Below are 16,371 nucleotides of genomic sequence, written 5' to 3' on the forward strand. Positions count from 1 at the left end.
CGGGCGGTGTCGGCGGCTCGAGAACGCGACGGCCGCCCGACCCTGGGGTCGGACGGCCGTCGTGTGCTCTGCCTCACATCCCGTGCTGCGTCCCCCCGAGCTCCCGCGATCGCCGCGCCACTCGTGGGTGCGACGCGGGAGGGCTACTCGAGGATCGCCCCGCGCGAGGCGGACTGCACGAGCTTGGCGTACTTCGACAGCACGCCCCGGGTGTAGCGGGGCGCCAACGGCTCCCATCCCGCGCGCCGCGCCTCGAGCTCGTCATCCGAGACCAGGAGCTCGAGGGTCTTGTTGGCGACATCGAGCCGGATCGGGTCGCCGTCCCGCACGAACGCGATCGGCCCCCCGTCCACGGCCTCGGGGGCCACGTGGCCCACGCACAGTCCCGTCGTCCCTCCGGAGAACCGCCCGTCGGTCAGCAGCAGCACGGTCTTGCCGAGGCCGGCGCCCTTGATGGCGCCGGTGATGGCGAGCATCTCCCGCATGCCCGGGCCGCCCTTGGGGCCCTCGTAGCGGATGACCACCACATCCCCGTCGGTGATGGTGCCGTCCTCCAACGCGTCCAGGGCTGCGCGCTCGCGCTCGAACACACGCGCGGTCCCCTCAAAGACCGAGTCGTCGAATCCGGCCGACTTCACCACGGCGCCCTCGGGCGCCAGCGAGCCGTGCAGGACCGTGATGCCACCGGTCGCATGGATCGGGTTGTCCATCGCGCGCAGGATCTTCCCGTCCGGGTCCGGGGGTTCGATGTCGGCGAGGTTCTCCGCCACCGTCTTGCCCGTCACGGTGAGCGCATCGCCGTGCAGCAGGCCCGAGTCCAGCAGGGCCTTCATGATCACCGGTACGCCGCCGATGCGGTCCACATCGTTCATCACGTAGCGACCGAAGGGCTTCAGGTCCCCCAGGTGCGGCACGCGGCTGGCCACGCGGTCGAAGTCTGCGAGGGTCAGATCGACCTCCGCCTCGTGCGCGATCGCCAGCAGGTGCAGCACGGCGTTGGTGGAGCCTCCGAACGCCATCACCACCGCGATGGCGTTCTCGAAGGCCTCCTTCGTCATGATGTCGCGCGCGGTGATCCCCTGACGCAGCATCTCCACCACGGCCTGCCCGGAGGCGTGGGCGAAGCTGTCGCGGCGGCGATCGGCCGAGGGCGGCGCCGCGCTCCCCGGCAGCGACATGCCCATGGCCTCGGCCACCGAGGCCATGGTGTTGGCGGTGTACATGCCACCGCAGGCACCCTCGCCCGGGCAGATGGCCCGCTCGATGCGATCGAGGTCGCCCTTGCTCATGAGTCCACGCTGGCAGGCGCCCACGGCCTCGAACGCATCGATGAGCGTGACGTCCTTCTCCGTCCCGTCCTCGAGCTTCACCCAGCCCGGCATGATCGAACCGGCGTAGAGGAACACGGAGGACAGGTCCAGGCGGGCGGCGGCCATGAGCATGCCGGGCAGCGACTTGTCGCAGCCGGCGAGCAGCACCGAACCGTCGAGGCGCTCGGCCATCATGACGGTCTCCACGGAGTCGGCGATGATGTCGCGCGAGACCAGGGAGAAGTGCATGCCCTCGTGCCCCATGGAGATACCGTCGGACACCGAGATCGTGCCGAACTCCAGGGGATATCCACCACCGGCGTGCACGCCCTCCTTCACGCCCTTGGCGAGGCGATCGAGAGAGAGGTTGCACGGGGTGATCTCGTTCCAGGAGCTGGCCACACCGATCTGCGGCTTCGCCCAGTCGTCGTCGCCCATGCCCACCGCGCGCAGCATGCCGCGCGAGGCGGTGGCTGCGATGCCGTCGGTGACCTGGCGCGAGCGCGGCTTGATGTCCACTTCGCCCGTTTCAGTCATGGCAGGAGTCTAGGACTCCGCCCCCGGGAGCACGCATGGGTGTCCAGCACTCGGTTCACGCGGAGGCGGCCGGTGCGCACGGGGCGTGTGGGTCCCCGGACGCCCCCACCGGTGGACGCGAGTGCGCCCCGCCACCCGCGGGGGTGACGGGGCGCCGCGCGAGGGTAGGGCGCGCGCCGCTCACACGCCGGTCCGATCACACGCCGGTGGCGGCCTCCTTGCCCTCCGCCTCACGCTCGTCGTGACGCACCACCAGGTACACCACGCTGGTGGCGCCGAAGTAGAAGAACAGGGAAGCGGCGCTGGCCGTCTGGTCCGCGATCGTCATGCCCGTGCACATCACGCCGAACAGCAGCGTGGCCACCGCCAGGCCGATGCGCAGCAGCTGCTTGGTGCGGCCCTGGAACCACTCGCCGGTCACGAGAGAGGCGATCATCAGCAACGCGACCACCAGCTCGCCGATCCCGTCCAGGGTCCAACCCGTCGAGAGCACCACGGTGCCATCGAGCCAACTCTTCTCGAACAGACTCGAAGGCACGCTCTCGCCACCGAACAACTTGCCGATTCCTGCGGGCAGGAATAGGCCGATGAAAAGAACGTAAATGGCGAGGTAGCGCACGTAGTACGCGACCTTGTCGAACCAGTGGACCTGAACCATAGTGCTCCTCCTGTTCCGGGGGGTGAAAGAACACGCCCACCATAGAACGGGAGTTTCGTTCGTGCACGGCGAAGGGTCCGGTTCCAGCATTCGAGAAGACATCGACCTCGTGGGCGCCGGAATTGTGGGGTTCGGCACTCAGCCGGGCACCAGCCACACCGCCCGCAGGGCCGCCAGTCCGAAGGGAACCGCGGCGCCGCCGTCAGCGCCGTCGTGATCCACCCGGGTCACCGTCATCAACTCACTGGAGTCGACCCGCTCCGTCACGCGGACATGACACCCCGGCAGCATGCCGACCGCCTCCAGACGCTGCAGGAGCTCGGAGTCGGAGTCCGACACCCGCGTCACCACCCCGCAGTCCCCCGTCGCCAGGTCGCTGAGGCGGTGAGCCTGCGGGATGGTGATCTCCCCGTCGGCCGTCGGGATCGGGTCACCGTGCGGGTCGTGGGTGGGGTGCTGCAGGTGCGCGTCGATGCGGCGCACCAGCTCATCGGAGATGGCGTGCTCCAGCACCTCCGCCTCCTCGTGGACCTGGTCCCAGGAGTAGCCGAAGGTGCGCACCAGCAGCGTCTCCACGAGGCGATGACGCCGGACCACCGCGAGCGCCTCCCGGCGGCCCGCCTCCGTCAGGGTGATCGCCCCGTAGGGCTGGTGGTCCAGCAGTCCCGCGTCCGCCAGCCGCCGCACCCCCTCCGAGACGGTGCCGGCCGTGAGCGAGAGTCGCTCCGCGAGGGCCTTGACGGTGAGCGGGCGGTCCGACCACTCCCCCGCGTTCCAGACCACCTTGAGGTAGTCCTGGGCCGCGGCGGAGAGCCGGTCTTCCACCATCGCTCAGCCCTGGACGCGCTCGACGACGAGCTCGCGCACGCGCCCCGCGTCGGCCTGGCCTCGGGTCGCCTTCATCACGGCCCCGATCACCGCGCCGATCGGGCCCAGGTTGCCGCTACGGATCTTCTCGGCGATGTCGGGCTGCGCGGCCAGGGTCTGATCGATGACCTCCAGCAGCGGTCCGTCGTCGGAGACCACCTCGAGTCCGCGGGCGGTGACCACGGCCTCCGGGTCGCCCTCCCCGGCGAGCACGCCCTCCAGTGCCTGGCGAGCGAGCTTGTCGTTGATCCGCCCGGAGTCCACCAGGGCCTGCAGTTGCGCCACCTGGGCGGGGGTGATCGCCAGGGCCTCGAGCTCGACGTCGGAGGCGTTCGCGGTGCGCGCCAGCTCACCCATCCACCACTTGCGGGCCGCCGCCGGGCTCGCGCCGGCCGCGACGGTCGCCTCGATGAGGTCCAGGGCGCCGGCGTTGACGACGTCGCGCATCTCCGGTGCGCTGAACCCCCACTCGGCATCCAGACGGCGCCGGCGCGCGGCGGGGAGCTCGGGCAGTGCGGCGCGGATCTCCTCCACCCACTCCCGGGCGGGCTCGATGGGCACGAGGTCCGGCTCGGGGAAGTAGCGGTAGTCCTCGGCGTCGGACTTCTCGCGCCCGGGCGAGGTGCTGCCGTCCGACTCGTGGAAGTGGCGGGTCTCCTGGGTGATCGAGCCGCCCGCGGCGAGGATGGCGGCCTGCCGCGAGACCTCGTAGCGCACCGCGCGCTCCACGCTGCGGAAGGAGTTGACGTTCTTGGTCTCGGTGCGGGTGCCCAGCGGCGCCTCGGGTGAGGGGCGCAGGGACAGGTTCACGTCGGCGCGCACGTTCCCGCGCTCCATCCGGGCTTCGGAGACCTCCAGCGCCCGGAAGATGTCGCGCAGCGTGCGCACGTAGGCGGCCGCGACCTCGGGTGCGCGGGCCCCCACGTTCGGGATCGGGCGGGTGACGATCTCCACCAGCGGGATGCCGGCGCGGTTGTAGTCCACCAGGGAGTGGGAGGCGCCCTGCAGCCGGCCGTCGTGCCCGCCGACGTGGGTGTTCTTACCCGCGTCCTCCTCCATGTGGGCACGCTCGATCTCCACGCGCACCACCTCGCCGTCCTCCAGTTCCACGTCGAGGTACCCGTCGAAGGCGATCGGCTCGTCGTACTGGGAGGTCTGGAAGTTCTTGGGCACGTCCGGGTAGAAGTAGTTCTTCCGCGCGAACCGGCAGCTCTCGGCGATCGAGCAGTTCAGCGCGAGCCCGATCCGGATCGCGTACTCCACGGCGGTGCGGTTCACGCTGGGCAGCGCGCCCGGCAGGCCGAGGGAGACCGGGGTGACCGAGGTGTTCGGCTCCTCGCCGAAACCGGCGGGGGCGGCGTCGAACATCTTCGTCGCGGTCCCGAGTTCCACGTGCACCTCGATCCCCAGCACGGGGTCGAAGCGGGCCACGGCGTCGTCGAATGGCATCAGGTCCGTGCTCATCGCGCGACCTCCCCGAGAGCGTTGATGAGGGCGCCGTGTTCGGCGTCGTAGGCGTGTTCCAGCGCGGCTCCCACCCGGTACAGGCGGGCGTCGGCGCGGGCGGGGGCGAGGATCTGCAGGCCGATGGGCAGACCGGCGGAGTCCAGGCCGTTGGGCACGGACATGCCCGGCACCCCGGCGAGGTTCGCCGGGATGGTGGCGACGTCGTTGAGGTACATCGCCAGCGGGTCGTCCAGCTTCTCCCCCAGCTTGAACGCCGTGGTCGGGGCGGTGGGCGAGACGAGCACGTCCACCTGCTCGAACGCGGCGGCGAAGTCGCGCTGGATGAGGGTGCGCACCTTCTGGGCGCTGCCGTAGTAGGCGTCGTAGTAGCCGGCCGAGAGGGCGTAGGTGCCCAGGATGATGCGGCGCTTGACCTCGTCACCGAAGCCCTGACCGCGGGTGGCGGCCATGACGCGCTCGGCGGTGACCGGCCCCTCGCTCGGCTCCACGCGCAGGCCGAAGCGCATGCCGTCGAACTTGGCGAGGTTGCTGGAGGCCTCGGCGGGCAGGATGAGGTAGTAGGCGGCCAGAGCGGCGTCGAAGGAGGGGCAGGAGACCTCCACGACCTCGGCGCCCGCGGCCTGCAACTGGGCCACGCTCGCGGCGAACGCGGCACGCACCTCCTCCTGGTACCCCTCACCGCCGAGCTCCTTCACCACACCCACGCGCACACCGGTCAGGTCACCGGAGGCGCCCAGGCGCGCCGCTGCGGCGTACCCGGTGGCCGGGTCGGTGAGGCTGGTGGCATCGCGCGGGTCGTGCCCGCCGATGACCTCGTGCAGCAGCGCGGAGTCCAGCACGGTGCGCGAGCACGGGCCGGCCTGGTCCAGGCTGGAGGCCAGGGCGATGAGGCCGTAGCGGCTGACGCTGCCGTAGGTGGGCTTCACGCCCACGGTGCCGGTGACGGCGGCGGGCTGGCGGATGGAGCCGCCGGTGTCGGTGCCGATCGCCAGCGGCGCCTCGAACGCGGCCACCGCCGCGGCGCTGCCGCCGCCGGAGCCGCCGGGGATGCGCTCGGCGTCCCACGGGTTGCGGGTGGGCCCGTAGCCGGAGTGCTCGGTGGAGGAGCCCATGGCGAACTCGTCCATGTTCGTCTTGCCCAGCATCGGCATCCCGGCCGCGCGCAGCTTGGTGACCAGCGTGGCGTCGTACGGCGGGAGCCAGCCCTCCAGGATGCGCGATCCGGCGGTGGTGGGGGTGCCGCGGGTGACGACCACGTCCTTGACCGCGATCGGCACCCCGGCCATCGGGTGCAGGTCCTGGCCGGCGGCGCGCGCGTCGTCGACCGCCTTCGCCTGGGCGAGGGTGTCCTCGGCGTCGGTGTGCAGGAACGCGTGGATCTCGCCGTCGACGGCGGCGATCCGGTCCAGGTGGGCCCGGGAGACCTCTACGGCGCTCACCTCACCGGCGCTCAGCAGGTCGGCGAGCTCGGCCGCGGTGCGGCGGAACAGCTCGGTCATCTCATTCCTCCCCGAGGATCTGCGGGACGGCGAAGCGCCCGTCCTGCGCGGCCGGCGCCTGGGCGAGCACCTCCTCGCGGTCCAGGGTGGGTTCGACCACGTCCTCGCGCCACACGTTCACCAACGGGATCGGGTGGGAGGTCGCGGGGACGTCGGCCGTGGCCACCTCGCTGACCTTCTCGACGGCGTGGGCGATGACCTCGAGCTCACCGGCGAACCGGTCGAGCTCGGCTGGGGTGAGGTCGATGCGGGCCAGGGCGGCCAGGCGCGCGACCTCCTGCGTGGAGAACGTGGGCATGCCTCCACTCTAGGCGGTCCAGCCCTCCGGGCGCGGCTCGCGCTGCGCCCGGCGGGGGGTCGGCCACGTGCCGGGGCTACTTGCCGGGGTGCTTGCCCTGCCCCACGCCGGCGCCGCGCGCGCGGCGCCGCGCGATGTACAGGCCCACCACGAGACCCACCAGCACCAGGGCGGTGTAGGCCAGCCACGCCGGGGCCGTGAACCGTCCCGCGAAGAAGAAGATCTGGATCTCCTGGGTGTTCTGCACGATGAAGATCGTCGCGAGGATCGCCAGCGCCAGCGGGAACCAGAACCGCTTGAGGAGATCCAGGGCGCGTTCGCCTCCGGTGGGCTTGGTGGTGCCGGACATCGTTCTCCCAGGGGGGTGAGGGGTGATCGGGGGGCCTTCGGCGCCAGTCTAGGGCTGCGCGCGATCCCGGGGCGCGGCTAGAGGGAGACGACGGCGAAGCGCACCCGTTCCCCGGGCGTCACCTGGGCGAGGGTGCCGAGGGCGGCGTCGGTGAGGACCGCGAGGACCGGGTAGCCACCGGTGAGGGGATGGTCGGGGCCGAAGACGACGGGCTGCCCGGAGGGCGGGATCTGGATCGCCCCGGCGACCAGGCCCTCCGACCCGCGCGAGTCGACGGCCGCGGTGGCCATGGCCTCACCCTCCAGCCGCACGGCCACCCGGTCGGCGCGGTCGGTCACCCGGTAGGCACCGCGGGTGAGGCGCGCCAGCGCATCGGGGTCGAACTCCTCGGGCCGGGGACCGGGCAGGACCTCCAGCACGGTACCGGCCGTTGGCAGGCCCTCGGTGCCCGAGGACACCGCGCCCAACGGGGTGGCACTCGACGGCATGGCGCCCGTCGGCATGGCACCCGACGGCAGGGCACCCGACGGCGCAGCCCCGCCCGGGCGCTTGGACTCACCTCGGGAAGCGGCGTGGTCGCGCCCGATGGGCAGCACGTCCCCCGCGGTGAGCGGTGCGGGACCGAGCTGACCGAGCGTGTCCCGGGAGCGGGAGCCCAGCACGGGCGGCACGTCCAGGCCGCCGGCGACCGCCAGATAGGCGCGCAGCCCGCGGGGCGAGGCGGCCGCCTCCGCATGCCCCGGCGCGAGGGTGAGCAGCGACCCGTGGGGCACCGCGATCACCCGCTCGGGCGCCAACGGCAGGCCGTCCACGTCGATCGCGAGCCTCGCGCCCGTCACGGCCACCAGCACGGTGCCCTCGGCGCGCAGCCTCAGGCCCCCGAGCAGCACCTCCAGCGCGGCGGCGCCGGGGTCGTTGCCCACCAGGGCGTTCGCCCGCGCGTGCGCGGCCCGGTCGAACGCACCGGAGGGTGAGACGCCCAGGTGTGCCACGCCGGTGCGCCCGGCGTCCTGGATCAGGGTGAGGGGGCCCGGGTGCTCCACGTGCAGGCGGGCCATCACGCCGGCTCCTCGCCACGGCGGGGCTCCGGCATGGGATCCGGAATGGGGTCCGGCAGGGGCTCGAACCGCACGGTGTCCCCGGGCCGGATCAGCGCCGCGGGATCGCGGCCGGGGTCGAAGAGCACCGCCGTGGTGGTGCCGAGAAGGTGCCAGCCGCCGGGCGAGGAGCGGGGGTAGACCGAGGTGTAGCCCGCGGCGATCGCCACCGAACCCGCGGGCACCCGGGTGCGCGGGTCGTGCCGGCGGGGCAACTGGAGCACACCGGGCAGTCCCTCCAGGTAGACGAATCCCGGGGCGAAGCCCGCGAACGCGGCCACGTACGTGGCGCCGGTGTGAGCGGCGATCACCCCGGCCTCCCCGAGGCCGGTGCGGCGTCCCACCTCGGCGAGGTCCGCGCCGTCGTACCGCACCCCGATCCGCACCTCCCGGCCGGTGGCGGCGGCGCCGTCCTGCACCCGCGGTGGCTCGGCGGCCCAGGCCCGCGCCAGGTCGCGGGCGGCCGCGGCGTCGCCACAGCGCACGAGCAGGGAGGCGGCGCCGGGCACGACGTCCAGCACGCCGGGCGCCGCGGCGACCAGGGGCGCGAGCGAGCGGGCGGCGGCCGAGTCGGCGACGTCCAGGAGCAGGGCGCGCTCGCCGAAGGGCCGCACGGCGCCGACCCCCCTGCTACTCACCACGCCCCGCCCCCGGCGTGGCCGGCGCGAGGGTGAAGCCGGCGTCCAGCAGCCCCCGCCGGGCCGCGCGGGCGAGGTCGAGCGCCGCCGGGGTGTCCCCGTGCACGCAGACGGTGCGGGCGCGCGCATCCAGGTGCCCCATCCGCTCGCGGACCGCGGCGGGGTCGGTGATGACCGCCCCGGGCTCGGAGCGGGGAACCAGGGTGCCGGCGGCGGTGGCGGCGCGGTCGGCGAAGGCCTCAGGGACCACGGCGATGCCGTGCTCGGCGGCGAGGCTCGCCACCCGCGAGCCCGGCAGGGCGTACACGGGCAGCGCCCGCTCGAGCGCGTCGGCGGCGACCTGGAGCACCAGGTGGGCTGCGTCGTCGTCCACCATCGCCAGGTTGTACAGCGCGCCGTGCGCCTTGAGGTGGGTCAGTCCCACCCCGACGCGTTCGGCGGCGGCGGCGAGGTCGCGCACCTGCCGCAGCAGGTCGGCGCGCAGCGCATCCGCGGGAATGCCCAGGCGGCGCCGTCCGAAATCCTCCCGGTCGGGGTAGGAGGGGTGCGCGCCCAGCGCGACCCCGGCCTCGCGGCAGCGCCGGGCCGCCAGCGCCATCGAGGCGGAATCACCGGCGTGCCCGCCGCAGGCGATGGAGGCGGAGGTGACCACGGCGAGGATCGCCTCGTCGTCGCCCATCCCCTCCCCGAGGTCGGCATTGAGGTCGATGGTCCTCATGGGGTGCTCGCGGCGCCGGCCTCGCGCAGCAGATGCAGCAGCGCGTCGGCGTAGGCATCGGCGGGAGCGGCGGCGGTGTAGGCGCGGGCCTCGCCGTCGACCGCATCGTGGGTGTGCACCTGGTAGGCGGTGCCGTCGCGCGTGAGGGCCACGAAGGTCTCCCCGAGCAGCTCGCGCAACTGGTCCTCGCGGGGCAGCCACAGGGTGTCCTCCACGGCCACGGAGTCCAGCGCCCACTCGGTGGTGCCGTTGAACCCGAGCACGGTGCCCGTGGGGTAGGTGTGCACCTCGATGGTGAGCTCGGAGACCGTGAAGCGGGCGGCGTCCATGTCCTTGCCCGGGATCGCGAAGCTGTCCCCGGAGACCGGCCGCCACCGCAGGCCGGCCTCGGCGAGGGCGTGGGCGCGGTGCAGGGAGATCATCGCCTCAGTATCTCCCGCACCGCACCGCACCGCGTGGCTCAGCTCGACGCGGGCGTGGCCTCCTGCGCGGAACCCTCGGTCACGGCACCGTCCTCGGTCACGACCTCGTTCTCGGGCACGGCACCGCCTACGGTCACTGCCTCGCCGCGCGCCACCATGGCGGCGGTGTCGGACAGGGTCACCTGCGGCAGGAAGATGGCCGCGATGGCGCCGAGCAGGACCAGCGGCACGAGGTACCAGAACGAGGGCGCCAGGGCGCTGGCGTAGGCGTCGATGATCTGGGTGTGCAGCGGTTCGGGCAGTTGGGCCACGGCACTCGGGGTGAGGGAGTCGGCTCCCACTCCCTCGCCACTCCCGGCGGGGATGACCTCGGTGAGGTTGGTGGTCAGGCGTGAGGTGAAGATCGTGGAGAACAGCGCCGTGCCGACCGCCGCGCCGATCTCGCGGAAGAAGTTGTTGGAGCTGGTGGCCACCCCGATCTCTCCGGGGTCCACGGAGTTCTGCACGGCCAGCACGATCGTCTGCATCGTCAGGCCCAACCCGAAGCCGACCACGAAGATCATGGCGCCGAACAGCACCAGCGACATGCCCCCCGTGATGGTGGTGAGCCACGCGATCCCGAGACCGACGATCAGCATCCCGGCGATCGGGTAGGCCTTGTACTTCCCGGTCCTGGTGATCAGGAGGCCGGAGACGATCGAGGTCCCCATCACGCCGATCATCATCGGCAGCATGAGGAACCCGGACTCGGTGACGCCCACCCCGGCGGACATCTGCAGGAAGGTGGGCAGGAACGCCAGCGCGGCAAACATGCCCATCCCGACCACCAGACCGATGATCGTGGCCAGGGTGAAGGTGCGGTTGCGGAACAGGCGCAGCGGGATGATCGGGTCGGTGGCGCGCAGCTCCACCACGATGAACAGGGCGACGGCCAGCACGGTGCCCGCCACCGTGAGTTGGAGGGCGGTGTTGGACCAGTCGTAGCCGTCGGAGCCGGTGATGGAGTCCCAGCTGGTGAGGAACACGATGCCCGTGGTGGCCAGGGCGATGAGTGCGGCGCCGGGCACATCGAAGGGCCGGGCGGCCTTGTGGCTGGGCAGCCGCAGCGCCACCCAGGCGATGACGACCGCGAGGATGCCGATGGGCACGTTGATCCAGAACGCCCAGCGCCAGCCGGGCCCCTCGGTGAACCAGCCGCCGAGCAGGGGCCCGAGCACCGCGGAGATGCCGAACAGGGCGCCCATCGGCCCCATGTACTTGCCGCGCTCCCGCGCGGGCACGATGTCGGCGATGATCGCCTGGGACAGGATGATCAGGCCGCCACCGCCGGCGCCCTGCACGGCGCGCCAGAAGACGAGCTGCTCGAAGGTCTGCGCGTACCCCGCGCCCGCGGAGGCGAGGGTGAACAGGCCGATGGCCACGATGAAGGGCCAGCGCCGCCCGACGACGTCGCCCACCTTGCCGTAGATCGGCATGACGATGGCCACGGCCATGATGTAGCCGGTGATGAGCCAGCCCTGGTGCTCCACGCCGTGCAGTTCGCCCACGATCGTGGGCAGCGCGGTGCCGACGATGGACTGGTCCAGGGAGGACAGGAACATCGACGCCATGAGGGCGCCGAAGATCACCCAGACGGTCTTCTGGGTCAGGACCACGGGCGCGCGCCCGGGTTCCTTCTCGATGAGGTCGGTCATGTGCTTCCTTCGTTTGCGCGACAGCGTCCGGTGTCGCGGGGTTCGGCGGAGACGGGGTGGCGGTTGGTCAGGCGCGGGCGGCCGCGCGCACTTGACGCACGGCCTCGGGCAGGAACTGGGTGGGGCTGCCGGAGCCACTCTCCCGGCACAGCTCCCCGCTGATGCGGATGAGGACCCCGACCAGAGAGACGGTGACGACGGGGTGGGTGCCGGTGGGCAGGACCTGCTCCCGCTCGACGACCAGGCGCTGCATCGACTCCCGCCCGCGTTCCATCCAGCCCACGTGACGGGCCAGCAGCCGTGGTTCCCGCGAGAGGAGACCCACGAGGCACTCCATCTCGCCTGGCGGCAGCCATCCCTCGAAGGACTCGGCGAGCACCGTGGCGGCATCGGTCAGCAGGTCGCCCGTGGGGCCACCGGCGGCGAAGGCGCGCCGAGCCTCCGAATCCTCCGGCGGTGCCGAGTCGACCCCGAGGCCCAGGACGGCGTCTTCCTTGGTCTCGTAGTAGTTGAAGAAGGTGCGGGGTGAGACCCCGACGCGCGCACAGATCGCCTCGACAGTGACGCCGTCCAGGCTCTCCTGGGCCACCAGGGTGCGAGCCGCGTGGCCGAGCGCCTCACGGCGTTCGGCCTTCTTGCGCTCGCGCAGTCCGCCTTGGGTCACCCAGAAATTATTGCAGTCCCTGCAGACTTGCAGCCACTGCAATGTGCGTGGCGCTGGTCACACGCCGGAGACCCGTCGGCCCTCGCCGATGCGCCCGGACTGCTCAGCTGTCGACGCTGACCGCCTCACCGCGTGCCGCGAGGCCCGCGGTGGTGGACAGCTTGATCTCCTTCATGAAGAAGGCGACCACCGTGCCGAGCACCGCCAGCGGCACCAGGTACCAGAACGCCGGGGCCAGGGACTCCGCGTAGGCGTTGATCACGTCCGTGTGCAGGGCGCTGGGGAGCTTCTCCACGCCGGCGGGGGTGAGATCGGCGGGGCCGAACCCGCTGGGGATACTGCCCGCGGGCGCGTCCTTGGCGATATCGGTGACCTTGGAGGTGAGGTTCGTGGTGAACGCGGTGGAGAACACGCTGGTGCCGACCGCGGCGCCGATCTCCCGCAGGAAGTTGTTCGTGGAGGTCGCCACGCCGAGTTCCTGCGGTGGCACCGCGTTCTGCGCGGCGATCACGATGGTCTGCATCACCAGACCCAGGCCGATGCCGAGCACGAAGATCATGGCGCCGAACAGCACCATGGACATCTCCGCGGTGATCCGGGTCAGCCACACCACGGCGACCGTGGAGATCGCCATCCCGACGATCGGGTAGATGCGGTACCTCCCGGTCTTGGTGATCAGCAGACCGGAGCCGATCGCGGTGATCATCAGGCCGATCGTCATGGGGAGCATGAGCAGGCCGGACTCGGTGGGGCCGATGCCCTGCGCCATCTGCAGGAAGGTGGGCAGGAAGGACAGCGCCGCGAACATCGTCATCCCGAGGATCAGCGCGATGGACACCGAGACGGCGAAGGTGCGGTTGCGGAACAGGCGCAGCGGGAGCAGCGGGTCCTGCACGCGCAGTTCCACCACGATGAAGCCCGCCAGGGCGAGCAGGGTGCCACCGATCATCGCCAGCAGTGCCGGGTCGGTCCAGTCGTACCCGGAGGCGTCGGTGATGGAGGACCAGCTGGTGACCAGCACGATGCCCGTGGTGGCCAGGGTCAGCAGGATCGCGCCGACCAGGTCGAACCGCTTGGTCGCGTGGCTGCGCGGGAGTTTCAGGGCGAAGAACGCCACGATGAAGGCGAACACCCCGATGGGCACGTTCGTCCAGAAGCACCAGCGCCACCCGGGACCCTCGGTGAACCAGCCCCCGAGCAGCGGTCCGAGCACGGTGGCGATGCCGAAGACGGCGCCCATCGGGCCCATGAACTTGCCGCGGTCCCGGGCGGAGACGATGTCACCGATGATGGCCTGGGACAGGATGACCAGGCCGCCGGCGCCCAGCCCCTGGAGGCTGCGCCAGGCGACGAGTTCGCCGAAGGCGCTCGAGAGGGCCGAGCCGGTGGAACCCGCCACGAAGATCGCGATGGCGATCAGGAACGGCAGCCGGCGCCCGTAGAGGTCGCCGATCTTGCCGTAGATCGGCATGACGATCGCGATGGTGAGCAGGTAGGCGGTGATGATCCAGCCCTCGTGCTGCACCGCACCCAGGTCCCCGACGATCGTGGGCAGCGCGGTGCCGACCACCGACTGGTCCAGGGCCGAGAGGAACATCGCGGACAGGAGGGCCGCGAAGATGATGTACACGGTGCGGCGGTTGAGCTCCACCTGGGGCTGATCAGCGGTCACTCATCATCCCTATCACCGCGGCGCCGCTCCCGCGCGTCGAGCGGCGGGAGCGCTCTCAGTCGGCCGGGTCCTGCGCGGGGGTGGGGATGGCCGCGCGGCCCCGCTCGAGCAGGTCGCCGAACTGCGCCTGGTCCAGGATCGGCAGGCCGAGGTCGCGCGCCTTGGCCTCCTTGGAGCCGGCGCCGGGACCGAGCACCACCACGTCGGTCTTCTTCGACACGCTGCCCGCGGCCTTGCCGCCGCGCTGCAGGATCGCCTCCTTCGCGCCGTCCCGGGAGTAGCCGTCGATGGCGCCGGTGACCACGATCGTGAGGCCGGCGAGCACGCCGGCCGCGGCCGCCGCGGCCGCGGCGCCGGGCCCGGGGTGATCCGGGATCGCGGTCCGCACGCCGTCCCGCTCCCAGGCGCTGACGATCTCGGCGTGCCAGTCCACCGCGAACCAGTCGAGGATCTCGGCCGCGATGGTGGGGCCCACGCCGTCGACCGCGGCGAGCTCCTCCTGGCTCGCCTCACGGATCGCGGCGAGGGAGCCGAAGTGGGTGGCCAGCGCCCGGGAGGCGACGGGTCCGACGTGGCGGATGTTGAGCGAGACGAGGATGCGCCACAGGTCCTTGGTCTTGGCGGCCTCGAGTTCGTCCAGCAGGGTCTCCGCGGCGGCGGAGGGGGCGAAGTCACTCAGGGTGCGACCCTCAGCCTCGGCGGCCTCACGGGCGGCGCGGGAGTGGGTGAGGCTCTTGCGGAAGGGGTGGCGGGTGCGGATCTGGCCGTCCTCGTCCAGGCGCGGCAGCCCGGTCTCGGGGTCGCGCACCACCACGCGGACGGGAGCCAGTCGCTGCAGGCTGGCCTCCCGCACCCGGGTGCGTTCCTCCTGTGTGGCGTCGACGGCGTAGCCCACCAGGGCAAACAGGTCCGCCTCGGTGTGCAGCGGCGGCTCGCTGGGGTAGTCCGGTTGGGTGAGCGCCGCGGCCGTCACCTCACCCAGTGCCTCGATGTCCAGTCCGCCGCGGGAGCCGATGTGCTCCACGCGGCCGCGCACCTGGGCGGGGCAGCTGCGCGCGTTCGGGCAGCGCAGGTCCACGTCGCCCTCCTTCATCGGGCGCAGCGGGGTGCCGCACTCGGGGCACGCGGTGGGCATCTGCCAGTCCTCGCGCGGGTAGCCGTCCTGCGCGAGCGCCTCCACGGGTCCGAGGATCTCGGGGATCACGTCCCCCGCCTTACGCAGCACCACCATGTCGCCGGGCCGCACGTTCTTGGCGGCCACGACCTCCTGGTTGTGCAGGGTGGCCTGACGCACGGTGGAGCCCGCCACGAGGACCGGTTCCATGATCCCGAACGGGGTGGCACGCCCGGTGCGGCCGATACCCACGTCGATCCGCAGCAGCCGGGTGGTGACCTCCTCCGGCGGGTACTTGAACGCGATGGCCCAGCGCGGGGCGCGCGAGGTTGCGCCGAGCGCGCGCTGGTCGGTGACGTCGTCCACCTTCAGCACGATCCCGTCGATCTCGTGCTCCACGTCGTGCCGGTGCTCGCCGTAGTACTCGATCATCTCCTGCGCACCGGCGATGCCCTCCACCACCCGGGAGTAGGGCGAGACCGGCACACCCCAGCCGCCCAGCAGGTCGTAGACCTGCGACTGCCGGGTCGGGTGGTCGCCGGTGGCCTCGCCCCAGGTGAGCCGCCCGATCCCGTGGGCGTACATCCGCAGCGGGCGGGAGGCGGTGACGCGCGGGTCCTTCTGACGCAGCGACCCGGCGGCGGCGTTGCGCGGGTTGGCGAACGTCGGCTTCCCGGCGGCGACCTGGGCGCGGTTGACTTCCTCGAACGCCTCGACGGGGAAGAAGATCTCGCCGCGGATCTCGATCTCCTCGGGGTGCGTGGCGGGATCGCCGGCCAGGGTGTGGGGGATCACGCCGATGGTGCGCACGTTGAGGGTGACGTCCTCCCCCGTGGTGCCGTCCCCCCGGGTCACGGCGCGCACCAGCCGGCCGCCGCGGTAGAGCAGGGCGATCGCCAGGCCGTCGATCTTCAACTCGCACAGGTAGGCCCGCACGGGGCGGCCGAGGTCGCGCGCCACCCGGTCGGCCCACGCCTGCACCTCCTCGGCGGAGAAGGCGTTGTCCAGCGAGAGCATCCGCTCGAGGTGATCCACGGCGGTGAAGAGGGTCGAGTAGGAGCCGCCGACGGTCTGGGTGGGCGAGTCCGGGGTGCGCAGCGAGGGGTGCGCCTCCTCCAGCGCCTCCAGGCGCCGCATCAGGGTGTCGAACTCGCCGTCGCTCATGACGGGTGAGTCCTTGAGGTAGTAAGCGAACCGGGCGTCGTTGATCCGCCCCGCGAGGTCCTGCCATTCCTGCTGGGCCTGCTCCGATGCCGGCTCCGATGCCGACTCCAAGGCGACCTCCGGCGCCTGCTCGGGGCCGGGGCTGGAAGGTGGGGTCTTCGCCGTCATGCCCCCCATTGTGGCGGGTGCCCCTGACATCCTCG

The 16,371-nt window shown here is 72.1% G+C and carries 15 protein-coding genes; all 15 read right to left on the reverse strand.

What is annotated here, in order from left to right; genetic code table 11:
* Positions 1 to 143: 143 nt before the first annotated feature.
* Complete coding sequence (gene ilvD / locus ATL40_RS08970; protein WP_098469241.1) at positions 144 to 1,847, reverse strand: dihydroxy-acid dehydratase; 1,704 nt, start codon at positions 1,845 to 1,847, stop codon at positions 144 to 146.
* A gap of 196 nt (positions 1,848 to 2,043) precedes the next feature.
* The gene (locus ATL40_RS08975) at positions 2,044 to 2,505 is read right to left on the reverse strand and encodes a hypothetical protein (RefSeq protein WP_098469242.1); all 462 of its coding nucleotides are present in this window, start codon (positions 2,503 to 2,505) and stop codon (positions 2,044 to 2,046) included.
* A 138-nt stretch (positions 2,506 to 2,643) separates the two neighbouring features.
* Positions 2,644 to 3,333: a metal-dependent transcriptional regulator gene (locus ATL40_RS08980; protein WP_098469243.1), complete on the reverse strand. Its 690-nt coding sequence runs from the start codon at positions 3,331 to 3,333 to the stop codon at positions 2,644 to 2,646.
* Between the two features lie 3 nt (positions 3,334 to 3,336).
* Positions 3,337 to 4,836: an Asp-tRNA(Asn)/Glu-tRNA(Gln) amidotransferase subunit GatB gene (gatB, locus tag ATL40_RS08985; RefSeq protein WP_098469244.1), complete on the reverse strand. Its 1,500-nt coding sequence runs from the start codon at positions 4,834 to 4,836 to the stop codon at positions 3,337 to 3,339.
* Complete coding sequence (gatA, locus tag ATL40_RS08990) at positions 4,833 to 6,338, reverse strand: Asp-tRNA(Asn)/Glu-tRNA(Gln) amidotransferase subunit GatA (protein ID WP_098469245.1); 1,506 nt, start codon at positions 6,336 to 6,338, stop codon at positions 4,833 to 4,835. The genes gatB and gatA overlap by 4 nt, the downstream gene beginning before the upstream one ends.
* A gap of 1 nt (position 6,339) precedes the next feature.
* Complete coding sequence (gatC, locus tag ATL40_RS08995; protein ID WP_098469246.1) at positions 6,340 to 6,636, reverse strand: Asp-tRNA(Asn)/Glu-tRNA(Gln) amidotransferase subunit GatC; 297 nt, start codon at positions 6,634 to 6,636, stop codon at positions 6,340 to 6,342.
* A gap of 76 nt (positions 6,637 to 6,712) precedes the next feature.
* Positions 6,713 to 6,985 carry a LapA family protein gene (locus ATL40_RS09000; protein WP_211283094.1) on the reverse strand — a complete coding sequence of 91 codons (273 nt, stop codon included), beginning with the start codon at positions 6,983 to 6,985 and terminating at the stop codon, positions 6,713 to 6,715.
* Positions 6,986 to 7,062: 77 nt separating this feature from the next.
* Positions 7,063 to 8,043 (reverse strand): 5-oxoprolinase subunit C family protein, encoded by a 981-nt coding sequence (locus ATL40_RS15430; protein WP_098470391.1) that lies wholly within the window; start codon positions 8,041 to 8,043, stop codon positions 7,063 to 7,065.
* Positions 8,043 to 8,720, reverse strand: a complete 678-nt coding sequence (locus ATL40_RS15435; RefSeq protein ID WP_245866918.1) for a 5-oxoprolinase subunit B family protein — start codon at positions 8,718 to 8,720, stop codon at positions 8,043 to 8,045. Before ATL40_RS15435 ends, ATL40_RS15430 begins: the two co-directional genes overlap by 1 nt.
* The gene (gene pxpA / locus ATL40_RS09015) at positions 8,713 to 9,438 is read right to left on the reverse strand and encodes a 5-oxoprolinase subunit PxpA (RefSeq protein ID WP_098469248.1); all 726 of its coding nucleotides are present in this window, start codon (positions 9,436 to 9,438) and stop codon (positions 8,713 to 8,715) included. The genes ATL40_RS15435 and pxpA overlap by 8 nt, the downstream gene beginning before the upstream one ends.
* Positions 9,435 to 9,860, reverse strand: a complete 426-nt coding sequence (locus ATL40_RS09020) for a pilus assembly protein CpaE (protein ID WP_098469249.1) — start codon at positions 9,858 to 9,860, stop codon at positions 9,435 to 9,437. Before ATL40_RS09020 ends, pxpA begins: the two co-directional genes overlap by 4 nt.
* 38 nt (positions 9,861 to 9,898) lie before the next feature.
* Positions 9,899 to 11,554 (reverse strand): MDR family MFS transporter, encoded by a 1,656-nt coding sequence (locus tag ATL40_RS09025; RefSeq protein ID WP_098469250.1) that lies wholly within the window; start codon positions 11,552 to 11,554, stop codon positions 9,899 to 9,901.
* A 67-nt stretch (positions 11,555 to 11,621) separates the two neighbouring features.
* Complete coding sequence (locus tag ATL40_RS09030; protein WP_169925922.1) at positions 11,622 to 12,218, reverse strand: TetR/AcrR family transcriptional regulator; 597 nt, start codon at positions 12,216 to 12,218, stop codon at positions 11,622 to 11,624.
* Positions 12,219 to 12,321: 103 nt separating this feature from the next.
* The gene (locus ATL40_RS09035; protein ID WP_245866921.1) at positions 12,322 to 13,890 is read right to left on the reverse strand and encodes an MDR family MFS transporter; all 1,569 of its coding nucleotides are present in this window, start codon (positions 13,888 to 13,890) and stop codon (positions 12,322 to 12,324) included.
* A 55-nt stretch (positions 13,891 to 13,945) separates the two neighbouring features.
* Positions 13,946 to 16,336, reverse strand: a complete 2,391-nt coding sequence (ligA, locus tag ATL40_RS09040) for an NAD-dependent DNA ligase LigA (RefSeq protein WP_098469252.1) — start codon at positions 16,334 to 16,336, stop codon at positions 13,946 to 13,948.
* Positions 16,337 to 16,371 lie beyond the last annotated feature (35 nt).

The organism is Serinibacter salmoneus (assembly GCF_002563925.1).
In the GTDB taxonomy this organism is placed as follows: Bacteria; Actinomycetota; Actinomycetes; order Actinomycetales; family Beutenbergiaceae; genus Serinibacter; species Serinibacter salmoneus.